Source organism: Methanosarcina sp. Kolksee (assembly GCF_000969945.1).
Taxonomy (GTDB): Archaea; Halobacteriota; Methanosarcinia; order Methanosarcinales; family Methanosarcinaceae; genus Methanosarcina; species Methanosarcina vacuolata.
The window spans coordinates 3,335,218-3,360,869 of sequence record NZ_CP009524.1 but is presented as its reverse complement, the minus strand read 5'-3'; the positions used below and the strand labels follow the sequence as shown (position 1 = coordinate 3,360,869).

The 25,652-nt window shown below is 39.7% G+C and carries 15 protein-coding genes, 1 tRNA gene and 1 pseudogene; 7 read left to right on the top strand and 10 right to left on the bottom strand.

The features are described 5' to 3' along the window. The first annotated feature begins 277 nt into the window (after window positions 1-277). The gene (locus MSKOL_RS13830) at window positions 278-2,101 is read left to right on the top strand and encodes a DUF2207 family protein (RefSeq protein WP_048157174.1); all 1,824 of its coding nucleotides are present in this window, start codon (window positions 278-280) and stop codon (window positions 2,099-2,101) included. Window positions 2,102-2,387: 286 nt separating this feature from the next. After that, on the top strand, window positions 2,388-5,126 hold the full coding sequence (locus MSKOL_RS13825) for a DEAD/DEAH box helicase (RefSeq protein ID WP_048157171.1): 2,739 nt from the start codon (window positions 2,388-2,390) through the stop codon (window positions 5,124-5,126). 225 nt (window positions 5,127-5,351) lie between these two features. Here the strand turns inward: MSKOL_RS13825 and MSKOL_RS13820 are convergent, their stop codons facing one another. Next, on the bottom strand, window positions 5,352-8,111 hold the full coding sequence (locus MSKOL_RS13820) for a NosD domain-containing protein (protein ID WP_048157168.1): 2,760 nt from the start codon (window positions 8,109-8,111) through the stop codon (window positions 5,352-5,354). An 861-nt stretch (window positions 8,112-8,972) separates the two neighbouring features. Here MSKOL_RS13820 and MSKOL_RS13815 point away from each other — a divergent pair. Together MSKOL_RS13815 and MSKOL_RS20395 are read left to right on the top strand one after the other, a co-directional pair. Next, window positions 8,973-10,430 carry an NAD(P)/FAD-dependent oxidoreductase gene (locus tag MSKOL_RS13815; protein WP_048157165.1) on the top strand — a complete coding sequence of 486 codons (1,458 nt, stop codon included), beginning with the start codon at window positions 8,973-8,975 and terminating at the stop codon, window positions 10,428-10,430. Between the two features lie 446 nt (window positions 10,431-10,876). Further along, window positions 10,877-11,041 (top strand): annotated as a pseudogene (locus tag MSKOL_RS20395) (IS4 family transposase); the annotation flags it as partial. A 100-nt stretch (window positions 11,042-11,141) separates the two neighbouring features. On the opposite strand, the gene MSKOL_RS13810 reads toward MSKOL_RS20395, so the two are convergent. Continuing rightward, window positions 11,142-11,213 (bottom strand) — tRNA-Gly (locus MSKOL_RS13810). 707 nt (window positions 11,214-11,920) lie between these two features. Here MSKOL_RS13810 and polX point away from each other — a divergent pair. Next, window positions 11,921-13,675: a DNA polymerase/3'-5' exonuclease PolX gene (gene polX, locus MSKOL_RS13805; protein WP_048157163.1), complete on the top strand. Its 1,755-nt coding sequence runs from the start codon at window positions 11,921-11,923 to the stop codon at window positions 13,673-13,675. A 625-nt stretch (window positions 13,676-14,300) separates the two neighbouring features. On the opposite strand, the gene MSKOL_RS19450 is transcribed toward polX, so the two are convergent. Then, the gene (locus tag MSKOL_RS19450; protein ID WP_082091142.1) at window positions 14,301-15,491 is read right to left on the bottom strand and encodes an ISH3 family transposase; all 1,191 of its coding nucleotides are present in this window, start codon (window positions 15,489-15,491) and stop codon (window positions 14,301-14,303) included. Between the two features lie 188 nt (window positions 15,492-15,679). Here MSKOL_RS19450 and lysA point away from each other — a divergent pair, with 188 nt between their 5' ends. Then, window positions 15,680-16,942 (top strand): diaminopimelate decarboxylase, encoded by a 1,263-nt coding sequence (lysA, locus tag MSKOL_RS13795; protein WP_048157160.1) that lies wholly within the window; start codon window positions 15,680-15,682, stop codon window positions 16,940-16,942. Between the two features lie 222 nt (window positions 16,943-17,164). On the opposite strand, the gene MSKOL_RS13790 is transcribed toward lysA, so the two are convergent. Continuing rightward, on the bottom strand, window positions 17,165-17,530 hold the full coding sequence (locus MSKOL_RS13790; protein ID WP_048157157.1) for a hypothetical protein: 366 nt from the start codon (window positions 17,528-17,530) through the stop codon (window positions 17,165-17,167). A gap of 137 nt (window positions 17,531-17,667) precedes the next feature. Between MSKOL_RS13790 and MSKOL_RS13785 the strand changes: the two genes are divergently transcribed. Beyond that, a complete protein-coding gene (locus MSKOL_RS13785; RefSeq protein WP_048157156.1) occupies window positions 17,668-18,972 on the top strand; it encodes an ISNCY family transposase in 1,305 nt (434 codons plus the stop codon). Window positions 18,973-19,558: 586 nt separating this feature from the next. Here the strand turns inward: MSKOL_RS13785 and pscS are convergent. The 6 genes from pscS to hpt form a co-directional block, all read right to left on the bottom strand. Then, window positions 19,559-20,719, bottom strand: a complete 1,161-nt coding sequence (pscS, locus tag MSKOL_RS13775) for an O-phospho-L-seryl-tRNA:Cys-tRNA synthase (RefSeq protein WP_048157151.1) — start codon at window positions 20,717-20,719, stop codon at window positions 19,559-19,561. 471 nt (window positions 20,720-21,190) lie between these two features. After that, window positions 21,191-21,469 carry a DNA-directed RNA polymerase subunit L gene (locus tag MSKOL_RS13770; RefSeq protein WP_048121813.1) on the bottom strand — a complete coding sequence of 93 codons (279 nt, stop codon included), beginning with the start codon at window positions 21,467-21,469 and terminating at the stop codon, window positions 21,191-21,193. 174 nt (window positions 21,470-21,643) lie between these two features. Continuing rightward, window positions 21,644-22,603, bottom strand: coding sequence for an exosome complex RNA-binding protein Csl4 (locus tag MSKOL_RS13765; RefSeq protein WP_048157149.1), 960 nt, complete (start codon window positions 22,601-22,603; stop codon window positions 21,644-21,646). 306 nt (window positions 22,604-22,909) lie between these two features. Beyond that, on the bottom strand, window positions 22,910-23,503 hold the full coding sequence (locus MSKOL_RS13760; protein ID WP_048121809.1) for an METTL5 family protein: 594 nt from the start codon (window positions 23,501-23,503) through the stop codon (window positions 22,910-22,912). A 239-nt stretch (window positions 23,504-23,742) separates the two neighbouring features. Further along, on the bottom strand, window positions 23,743-24,750 hold the full coding sequence (dph2, locus tag MSKOL_RS13755) for a diphthamide biosynthesis enzyme Dph2 (RefSeq protein ID WP_048157145.1): 1,008 nt from the start codon (window positions 24,748-24,750) through the stop codon (window positions 23,743-23,745). Next, on the bottom strand, window positions 24,731-25,303 hold the full coding sequence (gene hpt / locus MSKOL_RS13750; RefSeq protein WP_048157143.1) for a hypoxanthine/guanine phosphoribosyltransferase: 573 nt from the start codon (window positions 25,301-25,303) through the stop codon (window positions 24,731-24,733). The genes dph2 and hpt overlap by 20 nt, the downstream gene beginning before the upstream one ends. Window positions 25,304-25,652: the final 349 nt, after the last annotated feature.

The window sequence follows — 25,652 nt, the reverse complement described above, 5'->3', positions numbered from 1 at the left end:
ACAGTAGATACAACCTGTTAAAAGCACGAATATTTTGTAATAGAGCGCTTATCTGGATTTATATCTTAAATAGAGCGCTTATCTTTTGACTTATATCTAATCCAGGTTTATGTCTTATCCGGACTTATATCTTATCCGGACTTATCTCTGTCCTGAGCTATACTTTTCAAAATATACATATCTGCGAGCCAGTTCAAACCCAAGTTCAAACCCAAGTATTAAGAATATTCTGGATTATATAATTATCAGAATATAATATAGGGTTGGGGGGACTTAATTGGAGCTTTCAGATGCTTCTTTTGAAGCTGCCATAGAAGCGAATCTTAATTCTGCACTATTGACAACAATTTTATCGAAAGCAACTCTAATGATAACGATTCTTCTTTTGCTGCTTGCTTTCTGCCTGGTATCCTCAGCAAGTGCAAAATATTCACTTGAAAGAGCTGAGACAAATATAATTGTTAATGCCAGCGGGATAACCAATGTTAAGGAATCGATTTCATACGCATTTGATGGAGACTACATTGATATACATAGAGAACTCAAAGCGTTACCTGCTGAATCTATCCGGAATGGCTCCGAATTGGGTTATAAGCTGTGGGGAGAAGAGTGGGAGAAACCTCTGAAGAGTTTTAAAGGAAATATTATGCTTCCTGTGAAAAACGAAAGTGAAATTCGATACTGGACTCATCCGGTTGTTTATACGCAGGAAGTAAACATCGAAAATAGTGCCATTAATTTAAGGGCAGGCGAAATCCCTTCTACTCAATGGTATGAAGTCCGAGCAGTCTTCCCAGGAATTACATCCTCAGGTTTCGGTTCTGTCAAGGTAGATGAGGCTAGAGGACTTGGAAGAATAGTAGAGATTGAAAATGCATATCAACAGAAAAATATGATCTTAAATAGCCTTTATAGGAAGACTTTTTTATTTGCACTGTTTGTTCTGGCTTTTCCTTTACTTATATACTATATATATGGAAGAGAACAAAAAATCGATCATGAAAAAATTTCTGAAACGGAAGTGCCTGATAATTCCAAACCTGCAGTGTTAAATGCCATTGTAATGGGGCGTATGGGTATTCCCACAATAGACGGATTTACTGCTACGGTTATGGATCTCGTTAACCGTGGATATCTCTCTTTACGAAATTTAAAACCTGAAGAGATAGACTCATCCTACACTCCAGAATTAGACTCATCTCATACACCAGAATCAAACTTGTCTCATACACCAGAATTAGACTCATCTCATATGCCAGAATCAAACTTGTCTCATACACCAGAATTAGACTCATCTCATACGCCAGAATCCGGGTCCAGAGACTTTATCGTTGAACTTCTTAACAATGAAATATATTCGAAGGCTGAAGGAAGCTTATCTGAACTGGAAGATTTTGAAAAAGATGTGCTTTATCTGTTAAAAACTCATGCTTCCGAAAGAAAAGTCTCCTGGAAAAAACTTGAAACAGAACTGCAAAGCGGAAATAGTTTCTATCAATTCTTAACTTCCTGGAACAAAAAAGTTCAAGCACACACTTCATTTGCTAAATATTTTCAATTCACAGGAAACATATATATGTATTGGTTTGCCCGAACCATTCTAATAGCTTCAATTGTTTATTATATTTTGATTTCGGGATTTTTTCCTTCAAAGGTGTTCCCTCTGGCTTCAAAGATAAATGTACTGACCAGTTTAATTGGGATTTTTGGGTTCGTTATGATAAGGTGCTCAGGCATGTTCATAAAGATATTTGGGCGCTGGACCCCCGAAGGAAACCTTTACTATAAACGATGTGATAATTTCAAAAAATATCTTACAGACCTTTCTGCTCTTAAAGGGCATTCTCCTGAATCAATAGAGACCTGGGATTCTTATCTGGTGTACGCTATCTCTCTCGGAATCGCAAAGGAAATGCTTCAAAATATGTCTCTGATCGTCCCGTCTAAACAGTTAAGAGAGAGCCGCTTCTATCCCATAAGTTCCAATTATAGCAGATCAGAATACAGTTGTGGAAATGCCTTCTCTTCATCATGTTCCAGAGATATAAATAGAGAAGACAATCTCGAAGAAGACAATATCGATGGCGTCTCTCTGGAGTAGACGGTGCCAGGTAAGAACTTGAAATAAAAGGACAGTAGACTGTCCGATCATAGGGAAATGCACAGAAAAAGCTGTGAAAGAAAAAGCTGTGAAAGAAAAAACTGTGAAAGAAAAAACTGTGAAAGAAAAAGATGTGAGAGGCGTGAGAGATCTGTCTCGAAAATTTTTTGTACTTTTTCTGTTTCTGGGGACTTCAGAGCATTGAACGAGCGAGAAAATAGGAAAGAAAAAAGCAAAATAGTATAAAAATAACATTTCCCGGATAAAATAAAACGGTGCCGAAAAAATGGATATTTCTCACTTTTTAAATCAGATAAAAGCTTCCAGCCGCTATGAAAACCAGATCGTCCATAATGAGAAAATTCCTGCAAGGGAAGCTCTGTATGCTCCTCTTTCCCTTAAACCGCAGGTAAAAGCAGCCCTTTCAGGCATCGGAATCGAAGATCTGTATGTGCACCAGGCTGAGGCTATAGAAAAAATTCGGGAAGGAAATGATATTGTACTCTGCACGACCACTGCAAGCGGAAAGTCCCTTACTTACATGGTTCCTATTTTTGAAACTATTCTCAATGAACCTGAAGCAACTGCTCTTTATATCTCCCCTTTAAATGCGCTTGTAAATGACCAGTTAAAGTCTTTTCTGGAGTTTGAAGGGTCGCTGAAATCAGGCGCAGGCATAGCCCGTTATACAGGTGCCCTTTCAGAGGCCGAGAAAAGGAAGGTGAGAGAAGGGCAAACCAATGTGGTCTTAACAAACCCTGAAATGATTCACATGAGCTTTCTTGCGTGGCATCATCTCTGGAGGCGCTTTTTCTCGAATCTCAGGTTCATAGTTGTTGACGAGAGCCACTACTATCGCGGAGTTATTGGCAGCAACATGGCAAACCTGCTCAGGAGGCTTTTGCGTGTGGCTGAGTACTATGGAGCATCTCCGCAGTTTATCTGTTGTTCTGCAACCATAGGAAATCCGGAAGACCATACTGAAACTCTTCTAGGGCGAAAAGCCGCTGTGGTTGATAATAACGGCTCTTTTCAGGGCAGCCAGCAATTCATTTTCTGGAACCCGCCACTTTATCTGAATAATAAGGGTTGCACACTGAGGAGAAGCAGTTTTTCCGAAGCTTCCTCGCTTTTTTCAAAGGTTGTACAGGCAGGCCTTCAGACTCTGGCTTTTACCCGATCCAGGCAGGGAGTTGAGAGGATGTACAGGAGTTGTAGGGAGCTATTGAGGAGCAGAAATCTCTCTCCTGCAATCTGCTCGTACAGAAGTGGCTATTTTGACCAGGAAAGGGAAGAAATTGAAAAGAAAATGAATTCAGGGGAAATTCGAGGGGTTATTTCTACAAATGCACTTGAACTGGGGATAGATATAGGAGGGCTTGACGCCTGTATTCTTGACGGCTATCCGGGAACAGTAATGAGTGCCAGGCAACAGGCAGGCAGGGCAGGCAGGAGCGGAAATGAAAGCCTTGTTATCCTTGTGGCAGGCACAAACGCCCTTGACCAGTATTATATGAGAAACCCAGCCGACTTTTTTACACGAAGCATTGAAAATGCGGTGCTTAACCCCAAAAATCCGTATATCCTTGCAGGGCACCTGCTCTGTGCCGCAAAAGAGCTTCCTCTGAGGGCATCGGATGAGAAATTCTTCGGTAAAGGGTATTCAAGAGTCGTGGAACTTCTGGAAGCCGAAGGCCTGCTTGCAGGTGATGACCTGAAGTATTCAACGGACCCGTTTCCTTACAAACACGTTTCGCTTAGGGGAATTGATAATAATACTTACTCTCTCCTTGCTTTTGAGGGAGAAAAGCGCTTCCCTATTGAAAAAGACATTGAGGAAACCCTTGCCTTCAGGGAATGCCATCCTGGGGCTGTTTATATGCACAGGGGAGAATCCTACTATATAAACAGGATCGACCACGAAAAAAAGGAAATCCATGCCATAAAAACGCATGACACCTATTATACGAAACCCATGATTGACTCGTCCGTGCTTGTACAGGAGACTTATGCTGTAAAACCGCTTTTACACGCATCGGAGGTCGAAGTCGGGCTTGGGGAAGTTGAGGTAACGGACAGGGTTATAGGGTACAGGAAAATCCAGACCCAGAGCAATGATGTAATGAGCGCCCATTCTCTTGGGATGCCTCCTGTCAGCCTCCAGACAATGGCTCTCTGGCTCAAGCTTCCGGACAGGCTGCAGGAGCTTGTAGGAGAACATAAACTGGATTTTGCAGGCGGGATCCATGCTATAGAGCATGCGATGATTTCAATGTATCCTCTTCACCTGCTTGTAGACAGGAGTGACGTAGGTGGAGTTTCCACACCTTCTCATCCTGACCTTGGAGGCAAAAGCGGGATATTCATTTATGACGGTCACCGGGGTGGTGTAGGGTACGCCGAAAAGGGTTATGACCTTATTGAAGAGGTACTTGACGGCACTTTAAAAGCAATCGAGAGCTGTCCCTGTGAAAGCGGTTGCCCAAGCTGTATTCAGTCCCCAAAGTGTGGAAACAATAACGAACCCCTTGATAAACATGCTGCAATCATGCTCCTGCACGAACTCCTTGGGAAAGCCCCTTATATTCCGCCTGAACGAAAAGAAAAACACCTATCCGAAGTTAGAGCCTCAAGACCAGCTCCTGAAAAAAGAAGTACAGAAGATGCTCTGAGCAGGGTCAGGCGTCAGCTCAGGCGGGAAACCATAAAACAGGAAACTCCAGAAGCGCAGGAGAAAAAAGAAAAGACTTTCATTGCTACGGACGAAAATGGAGGAATGATTGGAGTAATCTCTGCCCCTTCCCCCGAAAAAGCTGCCGCAAAAACTTTCCACCAGAAACTCCTAGGAAAAAAAGAACCTACAAGGGAGAAACCTCTTGAAATCTGCATCCGAGACCTTGGAGCAGGCAACGATTATAACTTCAGGCTCTGGATTGAAGTTTCAGAGAATGAAGGAAAGGAAGCTGTTAGAGGAGAAGATGAGAAGAAGGTTGTAAAGAGGCTAATTATCAGGAGAGTAAACTAAAAAATTAAAGGTTCTATGATAGTTTTCAAATCTGGCCAGCAAGGCTAAGGACCCGTTTCATTGAAAATTACTATGAAAGTTCTTTTTGGGGTTCTTTTAGGAGTTCTTTAATTATTGTGGGAGTTTATTTTTCAGAGCTTTTTTCATAGCTTATCGGTTACTTCCTATTTTTCCCTTAGCCTTGACCTTTTACTGATTGATTTTTCAATCTAAGATATCCATTCTTCAGGTTGCTGTAATATACTGAGGTATGATCCTGGTGTTGCTACCGTTTTTATTCGTTACTGTAAGGCTCACATCATACTTTCCTGGTTTAGTAAATGTGTGCGTTGCGTTTAAAGCATGTTTTGACTTAATTCCATCTCCAAAATCCCAATACCAGAACATCGGTGCATCTGTACTGTTATCAGTAAATAATACTTTTAAGGGAACATCTCCTGATGTTATATTCGCAAAGAAGTCAGCAACAGGTATTTTCAGTGACGGTTCTATTCCCGAAACCGTACACATATAAATATCCGAATTTGTGTGGGGAAGACCATTGACTGTATAATCATTACGCGAATCTGTCCAGACTATTCTGTCGCCATAGATTGCAGGGCTTGACTGCAATGATTTATTTGAAGTAATTTGAGTTTCCGCATTGGTAGAGAGATTATACATATAGATCTCACCATTTCTATTGCGATCATCTACCCATATTATCCTGTCACCATAGATAGCGTGATATCCCTGATAGCCTTGGATGGTAGTGATTCTTCTCTCCTTAGAAGTTGAAAGGTCGTACATATAAATATTCGATCCATTGCGAGAATCCTTCCACACTATTTTGTCTCCATAGATATCAGGAGAGTATTGATCTGAATCGTCAGCAGTAATTTGAGTTTCCGTGGAAGTGGAGAGGTCGTACATGTAGATATCGGTAGGATCATAGCCTTTTCCATTGCGAGAATCTTCCCACACAATTTTGTCCCCATAGATAGCGGGATTATCCTGATGCGATTCGTTTGTGGTTATTCGGGTCTCTTTTGATGTGGAAAGGTCATACATATAAATATCTCCATTTCCGTTGCGAGTATCCGTCCAGACTATCCTGTCCCCGTAAATGTCAGGATAAAATGCTTTTCCGCTGTTAGTAATCTGAATTTCTTTGGAAGCGGAAAGATTATACATATGTATATCGGTTTTGTCCAGTACATCGGGACTACCGGTACTGCGAAACTTCTGCCAGACTATCCTGTCCCCGTATATTTCAGGCCCCGTATTATAGTGATATGAACTATTTGTTGTAATTCTAGTTTCTCTGGAAGTAGATAGATTGTACATGTAGATGTCGTGGTATCTCGGTCCATTGCGGTCATCTAAATATACAATCCTGTCTCCGTAGATGGCAGGCATCGTCTGATTATATTTGTTTGTGGTGATCTGAGCCTCTTTGAGAATGTATCGAGGCCTATCGTATGCGGTTATTGGATATAGTTTCGAGAAAGTACCGTTTGCGTTGCTTACTGTCAGATTGACAGCATACGTACCGGACATAGGATACACATAAACCGGTGTTTTATCTTTAGAGTCCACGATTCCGTCATTATCAAAATCCCATGCTCTGGATGTTGCATTTTGCGAGAGATCTGTAAACAGGACGGAAAGAGGTACATAGCCTCCAGTTACGTTGACACTGAAGTCGGCAACAGGAAAGACTGGCTGTTTATCTTTGGATCTATATACAAGAGGAAGATAATCATACTCAGTTCCATTGATATTATAAGGTAAATCACCAATCCCGTCCCCGTTCCAGTCATTGCAGTTTTGGGAAAAGCCAGTCCCATCAGGCTTTGCCCAGTAATTGCCGCCCAGGTACGGGCCTCCTACAATATTTTTTCCCGGGGTTTTTGTAGTGTTCCAGACAGCGTCATCTAAGCCACGTTCGAGATAGTCGATTTCAGTATTATTGAAGAGGTTAACTGTGTTATTGAAAAAATTGTTGTAAATCAAAATGGTACCAGTAGAAGTAGGATCATTGGGAGATAAATCCAGAGAGATTCCACATTTTCTATTTCTCTCAATTCTATTGTCAATTACAAGAGCAATGTCCCCCAGAGATATGCCAATATCGTTGTTTGAAATTGTGTTATTTTTTATTGTATTCCCTGAAGAGTAATGAGCAATAATGATCCCTTCAGTGTTTGAGGTCAGGGTATTATTTGTAATCTGATTATCACCGGAGATGAAAGCTGCAGAAATACCGCTAAGGCAGTTGGAGATTGAATTATTGTCTATTATATTATCATGTGAATCGATGATGCAGATTCCAGAGCCAGATCCATCTATAGTATTGTTTATAATCTTATTTTTACTGCAGTAGTTGATGCCGATCTGACCATTCAGAAACGTATTGTTAATTATCGTAATGTTAATCTCGCTGCCTCCTGAACTTAAGTGAATACTCGAATTGGAAAATCTATTGTTAGAAAAAATACAATTATAGCATTCACTACCCCTGATGCCTGCTTCAGTCCCTATTATTATATTTTTTTCAAAAGTGGAGTTGTAACAATTATCGAGAAGGATACCTGAACTGTTTTCTAAAAAAAGGTTATTTTTGACAATACAGTTCTCGATAAATCCCTGACCAGATGAATAAAAAGGCCTCAAACTAACATTCTCGTGTATGCTAAATCCACTGACAACTATGTTGTTAGCCGCCAAATTGAAAGTCTGAATAACAGTATCTTCAGGTTTTTCGGAAGCAGAATGAATGTTCAGATTATCTATTCCTATATTCACACTCTCATTATAGATACCCGGATAAACAAGAATAATATCCCCTGGAGATGAATCGTTTACCGCTTCCTGAATAGATGGAAAAGCTGCACCTGAACTACTATTACCTACCAGAATCTCCCTTGCAGATGCAGGGCTATGAATTAGAATCATGAAAAAGATAGTAACTACTAAAAGGATTATGAATTTATTTACCCACACCTTTACTTCCCCCTTTAAACCAGAAATATCATACTAATAAGATCCCAAATCCTCAAAAAAGATATATTATTTAAGGACTAATCGAATTTATTTTCTTTATTATATATCCTTGATTACTTCCTCCGCAAAAATAAGGTATGTTGCAAAGTTATATGTAATTTTAACAGGTTTTAATCTCTAAATTTAATTTCTGTTCTATTTTAATCCTTAAATTCTTTAATCTGGACCTTGATCCTGATATACAGATATTTCAAATTACGTTTTAAGCTATATTTTCAATGAAATGGAAGTTTTTTATACAGACAGTTTCATAGCTGATTAATACTTAATCATGTGTAGAATACTTAATCATGTGTAGAATACTTAATCATGTGTAATAGTTTGTATTTTTCAGGCTTCCTTTGATTCGGCACATTTATACGTATATAGAAATAATTTTAATTCAGGTTAAGTATAAAAATTGATTTTTTTATGAGCAGGAAAAGCACAAAAGGCAATTTAAGAGCTAGTTAAATACTTTGTTTGAGAGTTGGGGATTTACAGAAGGGGTTCTTAACAGATTTTGTTTAAATTTAGTCATAACTTTTAGGAATTTCAATTTCTCATATGGAAATGTCCAAACTGGAAATTTCAATATTGAATTTTTGAGGTTGGAAACGTCTGAAATGCTAATCTGTCTAAAATTCTAAACTTTAAGATTAAAATTTTGAGATTATAATTTTGAATTGGGATTTGAGATTGAAATTTTATGATTGAAATTTTATGATTGAAATTTTATGATTGGGATTTTGAAACTGGAATTTTCTGAAACTGGAAACTCAGGATTGTTCCAATACTTACAAAATTAAAAGGGTGATGAACATGGATAATGAAAAGAAACTGTCTGGGAGAGAGGGGAAAAATTCAGACTACGATGTAATAATCATAGGGGCAGGGCCTGCCGGAATGTTTGCGGCTTACGAGCTTGCGGAGGTAAAGCCGTTGAAAATTCTTATTGTGGATATGGGCAGGGATATAGATGCACGCTTCTGTCCTATGAAAACCCATACATATTGCATGCACTGCACACCATGCGATATTATGTGCGGGGTTGGGGGCTGTGGGACTTTTTCGGACGGAACTTTAAACCTGCGGCCTGATGTTGGAGGAGATCTGGCAGCCCTTACAGGCGACCAGACCGAAGCCTGGCGACTCGTAGAAAGAGTGGATAAGGTCTTTTTGAAGTTTGGGGCGCCGCAGGGAGCTTTACTGACCGAAGGCCCGGAAATTGAAGAGCTTAAACGCAGGGCTGCCTCGGTCGGGGCCCGTTTTATCGAGATAAAGCAGCGGCATATAGGTTCAGATAACGCCCCTGCAGTTATAGGGCGCTTCAAACAGGATCTTGTTAATAAAGGAGTGAATTTCCTGCTTGAAACCGAGGTAGAAGATCTGCTGATTGAAGACGAGACCTGTAAAGGGATTATACTTTCTGATGGGCGAGAACTCCGGGCCAGTTACGTGCTCCTATCTCCCGGGAGGCGTGGCTGCAACTGGGTTTCGGAGATGATTGAGAAGCATGGAATTGAAGCCCGGTACGGAGGGATTGACATTGGGGTAAGGGTAGAAGTCCCTGCCATCGTTATGGACCCTGTAACAAAAATCAACCGCGATCCCAAGTTCCATATTCAGACCCGCCGTTACGATGATTTTGTCAGGACGTTTTGTACAAATATGCGCGGATATGTCGTAAAAGAAGAATATGAAGGCTTTATCGCGACGAATGGTCATTCTCTGGCAAACGAGGAGTCCGAAAATACCAATTTTGCTTTTCTTGTCCGAGTCGAGCTTACCGAACCCATTGAAAATACCACAAAATACGCCCGTTCAATCGCAAAACTTGCAACCACGATTGGGGGAGGAAAGCCAGTTCTGCAGCGCATGGGTGATCTAAGAAGGGGCCGACGCTCTACAAAAGAACGCCTTGCAAAAAACCTTGTTGTAAATACACTCAAAGATGTAACCCCAGGCGATATTTCAATGGCGCTGCCTCACAGGATAGTCATGGATATCATCGAAGGCCTTGAAACCTTAAATGAGATCATTCCAGGTGTTACCTCAGATTCGACCCTGCTGTACGCCCCTGAAGTCAAGTTCTATGCAATGCACCTGAAAGTCGACAGGCAAATGGAAACCAGCATCAAAAACCTCTTTGCAGCCGGAGATGGGGCAGGGCTTTCAAGGGACATAGTCAACGCCTCTGCGACCGGAATTTTGGCGGCTGAGGGGATAATGAATATGGTCAAAGAGAAGGAAAGAGAAAAGGAAGGAGTAATAGAATGAACTCAGGCGAAGGAAAAAACAGAGAGAAAATTTGTTTCAAGATAGATTACGTCCCCATCTGAAAGCCCGGATTTACTGAAATACATTAAAAAATTCGCTTCTTAGTCTGAAAAGAGGTTTGGAATAAAATTCAGGACTCAATCTAAATTTTAATCCCTTTGATTGTATGCCGCAGATCTTTGTGGAGTAGATGTTGCTAGTGGAGTTTTGTTTAGATAGATGGGGACGCAATTTATACCATGAGCTTATCTTATATAATATTTTTAACGTATAATGTTACTTTACTGGTATAATTGTTAGTGGAATATAGTAAACTTTAGTTCCATTAGTTTAATGATTATATTACCAGTATAATGGAGTTATGTAAGCTGGAACTTTTAACATATAAGAGTACACTCTAAAATTTTTTTGAAATTATTTTATGAGTCATTTCCTATTTTTAGCTGTTAAGTTGGAGTACAATATTTGCAGAGAATGTATCAGGATTTATTGACAGTAATTCTGTATATATGTGGAATTCAAAGAACTTTTGAAACGATAATGAGGTATATGAAAGTCAAGCATCAGATCCGCATGTCAACAAAGAAAGGTTTAGCGATGAATGGTTTTAATAAAAAATGAAAGAATTGGGTTCAATAAGAGTAACAGGGAACGGAGATGAATCCTTAACCGATGAACAATGAAAAAAGACTTATTTTTAATGGTTCCCAATGCGACTGCCGGGATTCGAACCCGGGTTCTAAGCTTGGGAAGCTCAGGTCATAGCCACTAAACCACAGTCGCATGAAGATGTATAGAAGTGATGTGTATTCTCCTCATGAATCTTTTAGATATTAAAGGTTTCGGTAACGAAGAAAGAGCGGCAGGGATAATTGTTTCATGGGAAAAAGAGGAAAAACTCTATTTCTGAAATTTGAGGGTGCAAAGCGATAAAGACCTGCGAATTGAATTATAGTATAGAGAAAAATTTCAAAGCGTTTTTTCGGGGATAGGGTAATGGCTCGATTCATAGAGCTTGTGGATCTTTTTGAGACACTTGAAAACATAACGTCCCATAAGGAAATCGTCAGGAAAATTGCTAATTTTTTATAGGGACTGGAAGGAAAGGAAGGAAAGGACAGTGCATACTTTTTTCTCGGGAGTATAGGACCTGCCTTTGAGAATACGGCACTGGGAATAGGAGATAAGTTCGCTTTAAAAGCTATTTCCAGAGCATACGGAGTTTCCTAAGAAGAGGTTAAAAATAGATATTCAAGGACAGGGGACCTTGAGGATGTGGCTTTTGAGTTAAACCGGGGAGAAGGAAAGTCTCTGGCAATCAATAAAGTGTTTGGAAGGCTAAAAGAGATAAAAGAAGCTTCAGGAAAAGGCATTTGAAGATTTATTGAAGAAAGGAAAGGCATTTGAAGATTTATTGAAAAAAGGAAAGAAAGGAGAAGGTAGTAAAAGAAGAAATTGGATGCGAAAATACAAGGGGCAGGGGGTAACAATTGAGAAATCGAGAGATTGCCGAGTTATTTTATGAAGCTGCTGACATTCTTGAATACCAGCAGGTTGAATGGAAACCACGGGCTTATCGGAAAGCTGCTCAGATGATCGAAAACCTTGGAGAAGACATAGAAAAAATCTATGCCAGAGAAGGAAAATCCGGGCTGACTAAAATTCCGGGCATAGGGGAGTCAATTGCCAACCACATTGCTGAGTATCTGGAAACAGGCGAAGTGGATAAATTTGAAAAGCTTAAAGAAAAAGCCCCTTCAGGCACCGCAGAACTGATGGAAATTCGAGGGCTTGGGGCAAAGAAAATCAAAAAGCTTTCCGATGCCCTTGGTGTGAGGACACTTTCAGATCTTAAAAACGCAATCATTGCCCACAGGCTAAAGAGGCTCGAAGGATTTGGAGAAAAAAGTGAAAAGAACCTGGCAAGGGCAATTGAGCAGTATGAGAAAAGCCATGCCCGACTAGCTCTCGGAAAAGCACTTCCACTAGCAGATGAAGTTATATCTGCTTTAAAAGCCCAGTGCGAAAGTAGAACCTCTAAAATCGACCTCTCGAAAATAATATACACAGGTTCACTCCGCAGGTTGAAAGAGACAATCGGGGATATCGATATCCTGGCAGAAGCTGAAAAAGAAGAGGCTTTGAAGGTAATGGATTGTTTTGTCTCCCTTCCGGACGTTGAACAGGTGATCTTAAAAGGCAGCACAAAAAGCAGCGTAATTTTGAGAGAAGGGATAGCTATTGACCTGAGAGTAGTCCCACCTGAAAGTTACGGAGCAGCTCTTCAGTATTTTACGGGCTCAAAAGAGCACAATATAGAACTTAGAAACGTTGCCATCAAAAACGGTTACAAACTTTCGGAGTACGGGCTGTATTTAAAAGAATCCGGTAAACAGATTGCAGGCAGCAGTGAAGAAGATATTTATGAAAGACTTGGGCTTGCCTATATCCCACCCGAACTTCGGGAAAACCGGGGAGAAATTAAAGCCGCTGCAAGAAATTCCCTACCCAGGCTGGTAGAAGCAGGTGATCTCAAGGGAGACCTCCATATGCATACCGAATACAGTGAAGGAAAAGACAGTCTAAAAACCATGATTGAAAAAGCAGAAGCTCTTGGTTATGAGTATATCGCAGTAACCGATCATTCCCGTTCCCAAAAGGTTGCAAACGGCCTGGATATTGAGAAATTAAAAGCCCAATGGAAAGAAATCGACAAACTCTCAAAACAATTCCGGATAAAAATCCTCAAAGGATCTGAGGTAGATATCCTGAAAGATGGAAGCCTTGACTATCCTGATGAAATTCTCAAAGAACTCGATATTGTGGTAGGAGCTGTACATTCCGGTTTTGCATTCCCTGAAAGGAGAATGACCGAAAGGATTGTCACGGCTCTGGAGAACAAATATCTTGATATCCTTGCACATCCCTCCGGAAGGTTGCTAGGGAAAAGAGAGGCTTATGCCGTTAATTTTGAAAAGGTCTTTGAAGTTGCCGCCGCAAATGGAAAAGTAATGGAGATCAACAGCCAGCCTTCAAGGCTTGACCTTAATGACGAGCTTATCCTGCGTGCAAAGACCTTTGGACTAAAATTCTGTATATCTACAGACAGCCATGCCGTTTCCGATCTAACCTCCATGCGGTACGGCCTCGGACAGGCGCGGCGGGGCTGGCTTGAAAAAGAAGACGTTATAAACACCTACCCCTACTCCAGGCTTAAACAAGTTTTCAAAAAACCCAATCAGTGACCTGTTTGTCCCGCAACCGTTTCGTTGGTCGATCACACCGACCACGTATTTTTGCTGGGTTTTTCGATCAACCCTTTTTTGAAAAGGTTTGTCCCACAACCGTTGCGCCGGTTGATCACGCCGGATAGAGTTCGGGTATAAGGTTCTCAAACCCAAATGGTGCCAGGGTTTTCGGTCAAGCCTTTTTTGAAAAGGGTTGCAGCTAAGCTTTTTATTAAAAAGGTCATAACCACACCGCCGCGTAACCCAAAACAAAATTTGAATAAATCATCCTTCTTGAGCGCATTTAGAAAACAGCCTTTCTTGCCCTAGTTCAGCCCTCTTGAGCGAACGAAGTGAGCGAAAAGGGCACCGTCCTCCCGAGACGGGACTCGGGTGACGGAACTCGGGTGACGGAACTCGGGTGACTGAACTCGGGCAGTAGTTCCGATCAGACTGACTTCCGAATGGTAAAAACAAATTGAACTTACATTTTATCCATTAATTTTCAAAGTAGACTATATTATTGATCAGATATTAAAATTCTTAAGCTATAACTTTCACTTACATTTTTCAAAAAATCAGATCACATTGAGTAATTTTATAGCATACGCTATTAGGTTCTTAAATTTTAATTTGAGATGAGTTATATTATAGTTAATCGAGTGCGTAGCACTCGATTTCTTTCTTCATTGACCCATCTCAAACAATCCAGTAACACACTAACAGGAATAAAATTCAGCGACCTTAGTCCATATCTTACAACTTTTTTTATGTCTTCATTTATTAATGATTTTAGCTCATAAGCTGTAATTTCTAGAACTGACTTTAGCATATTTAGCACATTGTACATGATGCATTGAATAATAAAGAACAATACTCTTGCTACTGGAGATTTTGTACATGATCGTATCTTGAACTCGTTTTTCACTCTATACCCAGTTTCTATATTCCATCGTTTTCTATATTCTTCAGGAATCATCTTTTCAAATTTCTCAATTGATTCTGCTTTTTTGTTTGTAGCAAACAGAAGATACTTTTTCTTTTTATTATTATATATTGCCACAACATTGAAAGAAGGTCCTCCTTTCTGGAATCGATATTCAAAAATAGTCGAAGTATTTCCATACTCTTTTTGATGATTTTTAAGTTCTCTATTGATAACCTGAGTCGATTTAGCTGCTATAACAAAATTGACTTTAAGTTCATCCAACTTTGAAATTACATCTGTGTTAAAAAATTCTTTATCAAGGTATGTTGTTCCTGTTTTTACACCTATCGTTTTAAGTCTTTTGAATAAAGATTCGATTAAAAGAGAATAATTCTTGTTCAAACTATTGATGTCTATTACGTCAAGTGTTAAGTGAGAAGTTCCAATTATATCAAGAGTACAGAACGATTTACCCCATGAACTACCATTCTTTAGTTTTATTCCTCTAATACCAGGAGTATTTTTGTCTCCATAATACGAAATGTCATGAAAATCAATAGCTATATCATGAATATTGTTTTCAAGTTTCATCATCTTGAAAAGCTCAAGATTCATTTTTCTAAAAGAGGAAAGAATATCTTCAATTTTATTTTCTTTGATGTAATTGAAAATAGTATCTGCTGAAGGTATTCTTAAGTCAGGATTTTTTCTTTGCAAATCATTACTTGCAGATTCAAGAGAGTCTGTAGAGGATGTTGCGGCATGCAGCAATATGTTTAAAGTGTCCTGACATTCATAATTTGCAGATTCTGGCAAAGTTATTATATTATATTTGCTAATCAATTCAGATGATACAGCCAGCAAGCTGGCTGTATCTGTGGTCATGGAATCGTTTTTTGTTGGCATTAAAAATAAATTCCATGATCTAATAAAACTTTTTTTCGGCTAATTCTAATTAGTTACTAATGTTCTAAATTCAGCATTCGGAACTTGGGTTATTCGGAACTACTGTCGGGGCAGAAAGACTAATAAAGGAGTAAAAATTCAAATGAATACAAAACCCCATTAAACAAAAATTGATAAAAGGTAATAATATGGTTTCAAAGGACCTTCCCTTCACCAAAGAAAAAATTCAGGAAATAATTAAAAAGTATCCCACCCCGTTTCATATATACGATGAGAAAGCCATTCTGGAAAATGCGGAGAAAATGAAAGCAGCTTTCAGGGAGGTTCCGGGTTTTAAAGAATTTTTTGCTGTAAAAGCCCTTCCAAATCCCTTTATTCTTAAAATCTTGAGAAAAGAAGGTTTTGGTGCGGATTGCAGTTCTTTACCGGAGTTAATTCTTGCTGAAAAAGCAGGAATTGCTGGGGAAAACATAATGTTTAGCTCAAACGATACTCCTGCTGAAGAGTTTCTGAAGGCAAAAGAGCTTGGAGCATACATAAACCTTGATGACATAAGCCATATTGACTACCTTGAAAAATATGCCGGACTTCCTGAAATTGTCTGTTTCAGGTATAATCCTGGCCCTCTTAAGGAAGGAAATGCTATTATAGGAAAGCCTGAAGAAGCAAAGTACGGTTTTACGAGAGACCAGCTTTTTGAAGGCTACCGCATACTCAGGGACAGGGGAGTAAAGCGGTTCGGAATGCACACGATGGTGGCTTCGAATGAACTAAATGCTGATTACTTTGTGGAAACCGCAAGAATCCTCTTTGAACTTATAGTTGAAATCTCAAAAGAACTCAACATAAATTTCGAGTTTGTGAACCTCGGCGGAGGCATAGGCATTCCCTACAGGCCTGAACAAGAACCTGTTTCATTCGAAACCGTGGCAAAAGGTGTCAAAAAGGCTTACGAAGCCACAATCACGGCTAACGGGCTTTATCCGCTTAAAGTCTTCCTGGAATGCGGCCGTGTAATTACAGGCCCCTATGGCTACCTGATTACCCAGGTTCGTCACCTCAAACACACCTATAAGGACTATGTTGGGATGGACTCCTGCATGGCCAACCTGATGCGGCCGGGCATTTACGGAGCCTATCACCATATAACAGTGCTCGGAAAGGAAAACGAGGCTCCTGTCCATAAGTATGACGTAACCGGCTCCCTCTGTGAGAATAATGACAAATTCGCAATTGATAGGCCGCTTCCTAAAATTGAAATCGGAGATATCCTCGCAATCCACGACACAGGAGCTCACGGACACGCTATGGGTTTCAATTATAACGGAAAGCTCCGTTCTGCCGAACTCCTTCTCAGGAAGGACGGAAGTGTTGTGCAGATCAGGAGAGCCGAGACCATTGAGGATTACTTTGCAACCCTGAATTTCGAAGCCCTGAAAGGTTTCAAGTAAGAAAACTCTTCAGCGCAAATTGGAATAAATGTCCCAAAAAAGATTTACTGAAAAACTAAAGACAGGTGAATAGCAGAGAAATTTCATTGCGAAATCTTACTGCTGCACCTGAATTACCTTTCTTTTACACGAAATGTATTCAGGACTTATACGTTTGAAGTACAAAATTGAAGTACAAAATTAAACTTACTCAAGAGAGTGAAAATATAAGACAGAAATATATCACACATCAGAAAAGTCATCTCCATACTGTCTGCACTCCTGCGTACTTATCATTCCACAGTTCAAAAGACTCAGTGATTCAAATATGCCTTCGCCTATACTTATTCCTTTCAGTGCGCATTTCTTCACCAGACGGTCGTAAAGGACTTCATTTTCGTTTTTAATAAAGTCGCACATTTCCGAAATAAATTCATCTGTTATAAGTGGTTCTTCTTTGTTTACCCAATTATCAATTGACTCGATCAGATATTGAGGCATAGACTTTTTCTTTCCAATATCCATAAGATCCATGAAAGCACATTCATCTATGCTTAGAACCCACTTACCAAGTTTGTACTTAAACGTATCTCCACTATCATCTTCCAAGCATACTCCCCCATAATGATTAAATTCTCATAATAATTTGAGGGACTCAGTCCCAAAATCTAGTGATAAAAGTAAGTGTAACATCACTACACAAAATTATAATTCTATAATTATGTAATGATGTTACGGCAAAAACAATGGTAACTATAAACCTTACTCTTAATAACTTTTCGGAGCTCCCTGCTCTCTTAGATGTTTTTGGTTGTTTTGGAAACGATTATGAATATACTACACGAGGAATTTTTCGTAGAAAAATTCCTCCAGTCTGCTCAATTTGTAGTACTCCAATGGTTCATAATGGCTATAATCCCCATACTAAAGAAGGTCTTGGAGAAATCAACATTGGTCGATATAAATGCTCAAATTGTGGTAGTACACACGAAGAAGATCATAGTTTTTGGGAAGATCTGAAGACTTTACTTTTTAATTCATTCAATGATTTCTTCCAGTTACTCAGATACCATAACGTTTCATACGATGGAATTTCTGATATAATGGACTTCATCTATCCAAGATCAAAAAGCACTATTTTAAGAGCATTCTACGAAGAAATGGAACAGAAAACTGTTCCATTTTCAGAAAATATACATATGGTGCACTATGACGAACAACATCCAAAAGAAGGAAGATGTCAGAAATACCGTTTAACCTTACTGGATGCAAAAACTCAAAGAACGATAGCAGATGAACTTTTTGAAGATAAGAGTTCAGAAACCATCAAGGGATTTTTACAGAAAAATCTGGATGCATCAGAGCCTGTGTTTATCGTTACGGATTTTGATAAGAGATACCCTGATATATTAAAGGAAATTTTTGGTGATAAGTTAGTCCATCAATATTGTTTGATGCACTTAAACAAGCTTATTGTTAGTGATTTCCCAAAAAATACAACAATTGAACAGGAACTATTGAAGTACAGGTTATTGAATATATTTTACAATCGAGAGAATGAGATTAAATTTCTGGAAGAACTTCTATCTAAAGAACCGAACCTAGTTAATAAAGAAGAAAAACATCAGGAATGGAGTAAAAAAGCAAAAAAGAAATTTTACAAGTATAGAAATGAATTAAAGCTTGAAAGAAGACGAAAAAAGGAAAATCTTCCACTTAATAGTCTTGAAAAAGCAAAATATAATTTCAATAAATTAATGGAAAATATAAGAACATATGATGAATTGGTTCAAAAACGATTGTGGATGATCAATAAACACTGGCTAAATCTTACTTTGTTCCATTATCTTCCAGGAGCGCCAGCGACAAATAATCCTATTGAAAGCTATTATTCAAAAAGTCTAAAAACGGATAACAAGAAGCAGTTCAGGACTGATAAAGGAATTGAGAATCAGATTAAACTTACTCAAATGAGAAGATTAAATTTGCTCAAGAAACCACAAAAGTCATTTCTGGAATTGTTCAGATTATTTACTCCATTTAAGCTTTAGTAAAAGATATTTTTGAGAGCTGAGTTAAGGATTAAGTAGCGAAGCGTATCGATTTTAGTCAAAAAATTCAGTGAAAAAATTAAAGGAGTAAAATAATTCTTTGGCATTCCTGCCAAAGAAATCATTTCTCAAGGATTATTACAGTTTATTTGAGCAGTTAGCAGAGAAAAGTGAAGTTTTAAGGACGGAAAAAATGAGAAATCACTAAATTATGAAACTGAGTCATTTGAGGGCTCATGCTATTTAATCATCAGAGAGATTGACTGTCTGGGTATTAAATTCGCACAAGAAGGTATATGGAAAATGTGGAGTAGAAAAAGTAAAAGGTACTGGACTCAGTAAAAGGTATTGGATTCAGTAAAAGGTATTGGACTCAGTAAAAGTACCTGGACTCTGCAGATAAATTTGGCAGATATTCCAAAAATGTACTTTTTTTGTGCACTTTTTGCATACTTTTCTCCGGGATCCTGGATCTTTGAATTTATTTGCTTCAAAAGAGAAGGGAAAATTCAGAACCAGGGTCGTGCACCCTGGTTGAGTTCTCCCGGAAGTATAAAATATTGACCGTTGACCGGCTTAAACATCCTTAAATATCTTCATATTTTTTCAGGATATCCTCAAAGGAGTCCGCTACAGCTTCAAGTTTTTCCTTCCCAAGCCCGAAAGTACTGAGTTTGAAATATTTGGTAAGCCCGGACTTGATACCGTGAATATTGCGTGCTTTGAGATCCTTATAGAGGAAGTATCTTCCGTTCTTGACTTTCTCGGAGATTTCATAGAAGCGTGGAGCTTCAAAGAACATAAGGTCATGAGAATGGGGTTTTTGCCCGCGCTGGATAAAGCCCATTCCCTCAAGCCTTGCCGAGAACCAGCGAGCATTTTCGACCTCCTGGTCCCAGTTCCTAACACGCTTTACCACATCCGGGAAAGATGCAATAAGGGTCATAACCGTAGCGCCCCTTGCCGTGCACCCCAGAAGCTCAACTTCTTTTACCTTGTTATGTTTGGATTTCCTGAACACGATAGGAGCATACTCTTCACTTACCCCGAGAACTCCGACAGGTCCGGATGCGGCCATCGATTTATGCCCGCTGCCTGCAATAAAGTCTGCACCGAATTCTTTTGCAGATACCGGCATTCTTCCGACGGCATATGCACCATTTAGAAGGAGAGGGACGTCGTATTCGTGGCAGACCGACGCTATCTTTCCTGCATCAGGTAGGTTTCCATAACTTCCGTCCGGGTAAGTTACAAGTGCAAGAGCCGGCGGTTTTCCACTTTCCTTTGTAACCTCTTCTATTGCTGTGGCATACCCTTCAGGTTCAAGGTAATAGTCGGGACTGCCTGAATGCGGTACGGTTTTGATATTAAGGCCTGCTCTTTCGGCTGCAACATATGAAGAGTAATGGGCAAGTCCATCGAGTACAATCCAGTCACCCGGCTTTCCAATAGAATGCATGACAGCAAACTTGGACTCCCGTGCACCATTTGTGACTCTTGCTTCATCACAGCCCAGAAACTCTGGAAGGGCCTTATGTACGAAATCATAAATTGGAGGCTTTTTTATCTGATCCAGAACCCCTCCGCAGAAATCACATACAGAATATCCGTCTCCCCACTCTACAAGAGCCTGTTTTGCAGCCTCAGTCAACCGCCCGCCTGTCTGAAGAGGGTCGATATTTATACTACCAAGGGTCTCTCTTTTTATAAAACCGAACTTCTGAAGGGATGAGTCATCAAGTTTCATTTTCTTTTATACCTCAATTTATCTTTCATACTTCAGTATTAGTTATGGATTGACCTCAATATCAGTTACGGATTGATCTCAATATTAGTTATGGATTAATCTCAATATTAGTTATGGATTGACCTCAATATTAGTTACGGATTAACCTCAATATATTACAGATCAACCTCAATATAGTTACAGGTTAGTTTATGATTTTTAAGTTGCAGATTCAGGACATTATTTTGAACTAAAAAGAATCGAAATTACTCCATCCAATTAAATGCTTTTACCCTACTTCGCGTTTAAGATTCTTGTTTACTCTGGATACGCATTGATTCATAAAAAAGTATTCCAAAACTCCTTAGATTTTAAGATAGCAAAGGCTCCTTAATAACTATCAAGAGCCCCCTGCTGGAAAGATCCCGGATTTACCGGAAAAAGAAAGCAAAACGCCTTTAAAAAGACGTTATGCACCATTTTTCAAATACTTCAGGCGTTTACTGCTTTGCTAAAGACATCAGTAAATTCGTCGCACTGAGTTATTATTTTCGAAGCAGCGTCCTTTAAGACCTCAATAGGGTTTGTACCATCGGTTTTGATGTAAAGGATCGGGTCACTGATACTTACGTACTTCATATCATAGAAGGCGATCTCAACCCTCTGGTCTTTAATCAGAAGATCCTTAAGTATATTTAGAAGGGTATGTGTCTCGCCTTTGAGCTCGACTTCAAGCTCATTGTCTGTTTTGGAGAGAATGTTCAGTTCCATTGGTGACCACCTGTAAGTGTGAGTAATATAATTTACTGATAATTTACGATAATTTACGATAATTTACGATAATTTACGATAATTTACGATAATTTACTGATAATTTACTGATAATTTACTGATAATTTACTGATTATTTACTGTGCAGAAACCCATACCTGCAGGAGAATAAAATTATTTTATTCCTTTTCCGTACTCGGTTGAGATTTTGCGAGTTTCGGTCATATTGCAGACGGGGCATTTAAGCTTTTTCCCTTCAAGCACGAGTTCTCCTTTGCAGTTTGAACAGTAGGCTTTTACAACTCCCAGGGAATCCTCAGCTGTTGTAAGGCGTATTCTTTCAGTGTCGAGAACCCTGGCCCTGACTATATCATAAGGTCTGAACTCATCTGAAAGTCTTTTAACGTAAGAGTCTCGCACATTCGACACATGGATGTCTCCCGAACGCACATTGACAATTTCCCTTTCTTCTTTGCCTTCAATTCCTGCAACTTCCACCATTGCTCCGGATTCGCGCACGTCAGTTATCTTTCCATAGACAATATCTCCTACTTTAAGAATATTCGGAGTGAGTGTGCGTGGCCTGACCGAAACTACTCTGGCTTTCCTGTCAATAAGTACATTTCCGGTAGCTGTAGAGTAAATATCTCCGGCAGACACAGTTGTCCCTTCCCCGGGCTTGAACTCTTCAGTCGTTCCCACAAGCTCTCCAGGAAGCACAAAACCTCCTTTTTCAAGCTCTTCTTCCGGAGTCTTGGTTTCGTAAGGAACTCTGGGTTCAGGCAGATCCGATCTTTCCCTTGAGCCTTTTTTCTGGTAAGGGAACCTTCTTTTCTTGCCCTGGTCTCCCCTAAACTGGTCCTTTGACTGAGTCCTGGACTGACCTTTAAATTGTTCTCTGGGATGCCCCCTGAAATGATCTCTTGATTGGCTCTTATATTGATCTCTGGACTGCTCCCTTGGGTGAGTTTTAACCTGTTCCCTGGGCTGGGCCTTAAACTGATCTCTCGACTGGCCTTTGAATTGGTCTCTGCTTTCTGAAGTAATTTGAGTTACATTTTCGGCAACCGGCTTTCCTTCGCTCGGGCCAGTCAATTTTTTTCTCGTAGTTTTACTTTTTCTAATTCTAATCATGATCCCTCATTTGGACTATTATTAGTAGTCGATATAAATCGTAATCACAGCAGCTATCAATAATATGGAATGCTGGTAGCCATTCAATTGGATACTGGCACATTCAATTGACAGATAATCAACCTCAATAGATGGTATAAATTATCATGTTCCTATTATCTGTCACTTTTGCCCTATTGACGCACTATATAGTTTGGTAATACACAGGCATACTTATTATAAGCAGTGTAATAGCTCCCCTTTTGAGGTAAAGTCCTGCACTAAAGCTATAAAGTTTGATGCCTTTAAATGTTACTTGCGTCTGGATTATCCGGAGATCTTAATCCTGTAGATCTCAACATCAATAACCTCTCGTTCTTTTTTATGGAAATCGAAGGTTCGTTTTATAGGGAATTTCGCAACGTAGGAGTGTGTAATGACTGCAGGCTTAATGAACTTTTGGATAAAAGCAAGGCTTCCGCGGTTGTGAATTGAATATATCACTTCACTTGTTCTTAACGCTGACGAAAGAAAAGGCCGGTCTCTGCCTTTCACTCTTGCCCCGAAAGGAGGGTTCATAACCGTTGTTTTTACGCGTTCTTTAATGTCGGAAATGTCTGATAATACGAACTCGACTTCTACTCCAAGTTTTCGGGCATTTTTTCTTGCGGTCTCAAGTGCTTTTGAATCCGTATCGTAACCTACAACTTTTCTGGCTCCCAGAAGCTTTGCCCCAATTGCAAGGATACCAGTACCGCAGCCCAAATCCTGCACCGAATCATCAAGATCTCCCTGCATGTAAGCAAAGTGAAGAATTTCCGCAGCTAAAAGAGGAGGGGTCTGGTACTGCTCCAGTTCAAGTTCAGGACTGGAAAAGTCTTCCAACTCTTCCAGGAGTATCTCAAGTTTTCTCTGTTTCATTTCATCTACTTAAATTTTCTATTCATTTTAATTTTAATTCTTCATTTGTATATTTTAGTTTAATAATTCGACCTTAACTTATTATCTGGACCTTAACTTATTACCTGGACCTTAACTTATTACCTGGACTTTAACTATTATCTTGACCTTAACTATTATCTTGACCTTAACTATTATCTTGACCTTAACTATTATCTGGATCTTAACATATTACCTGGACATAACCAGCATTTAAAAAGTTATACCGGCTCTTCGGTAATTTCATCAAGCACAAGTTTTTCCCATTCTCGCTCTCCAAGCACTATCTCAAATTCCTGAGGCGTAAGCATTGGGGAGGGAAAACGCCCAACTTCATCGATTGCAAGCCTTGGGCAGGCAGTATTCACGAAAGCGTCTACTTTGAATTGAAGAAGCTGATCCGGAGTGACAAGATCAATCAGGATAAGGTGTGCCTCTTTTCCGTGCTTTTTCGCAAGCGCTTTCAAAGAGAAAGCCAGCTCCATTCTTTCCTGCCCGTTTTTGCTCGATACGATTATCCCGAAAACCTTCGCATCCAGTGATTTTGCAATTACCGCACTCCGCTGGCGGAGGATTCTTGAGGGGTCCACCTCGCGAACTTCTCCGGAAAAGGGATCGGCTGCAAGGACTCGCTTTTTTGTGGAAAGAGCTACACCTAAAGGATGGAAATCTCCACTTCCAATATATAAATATTCATCACATACCTCGTTCCTTGCTGTCGAAAAATTGCAGCCAAGTACCTGGCCCGGATATGCTAGCCTGGAGTCTCCTTTCCCGATTACGCAGGTCTTTCCATTTGCCTTCAGGACAGCGCAAGCTTCAGGGAGCTTATGGACATGCTGGACAGTAGTAATCAGCCCTATAACCTGCCCCTTAAGTTCAGAGACAGCCTTTTCAACAACCGGCCGGATGTCAACTGCGGAACGTGTTTCGATGAAATAGATCTTTTCGGAAAATTTCGTATCTTCCAGCTCGGCATGCCCGAAGTGAAAAAGGATATCAACCTGCTCAAGCAAAGTCTTATCCAGGTCGCATGCCCCGAAACATGGGTCTCCAGAGATGATAATCTCAGCTCCGGTGGCTTCTTCAACTTTTTTTGCTAGCTCCGGACCTTTTCTTTTGAGCCCTTCAGGAAACTGGAAACCTACGATTTTTGCGCCCAGTTTATTTATTACATTGATAATATAGTCAGGCCTTAGGTCAAACGCATTACTCGTTCCCAAAGACATTCTTGATCTCCACACCTTTCTCGCTCACGTCGATCGTAACGAGAATCTTGGGTTCAACCCCGAGCTCCTTTAATTGCAAATAGCCGTTTCCTCGACCGATAACGGAAATTACGTCCAGAATCTCTACACCCATCGTTTTCAGGGCTTTTACGAGTGCTATCAGCGTTCCTCCAGTACTGATGACGTCGTCCACAATAATTACTCTGTTCCCTTTCTTGAGCCCGTTTATATAAAGAGCTCCTTTCGAGTACCCTGTACTCTGAGACAGTTCCACTTCTCCCTCAAGGAAATAAGGCCTCTTTCGAACAATGGTCAAAGGAATTCCCGTTTTCAGAGAAAGGGCATTTGCTACAGGAATACCCATGGCCTCTATGGTAAGAATAGTATCAACTTTTTTGATGTCGGTAATCTGGAGAATATATTCGGCGATCTCTTCAACCATATGGGGGTCTATGGACGGTACACCATCAGAGATTGGATGGATAAAGTAATTGTATTCTCCTCGCTTGATCACAGGAGAATTAATGAGTGAGGTTTTCAATTTTTCAAGCATGGTATTAACTCTTTTTTGGCTGTTGCGATATTTCTATAAGTAAATAATTAGTTATTAATAAGGAATCCTGTTCTGATAATAAAGAATCCTATTCTGATAATAAAGAATTCTGTGTTATTAATAAGAAATTCCATTTGGCATGAAAGTTCTTTCAAGTACTTTCATTTCTTTGTGCCTGTGATTAGAAGAATTTCATGTGCGTTTAGGTAATATTTAGGTAATAAAGAATTCTATAGCCTCATCCTATAACCCAGATGCATGTAACAATCAAAAACCAAAAGATCAGAACATGCCAGAAAGAAAGTATATGACTTTCAGAAAAAATGTCAAAACAACAAAAACTAAAAAA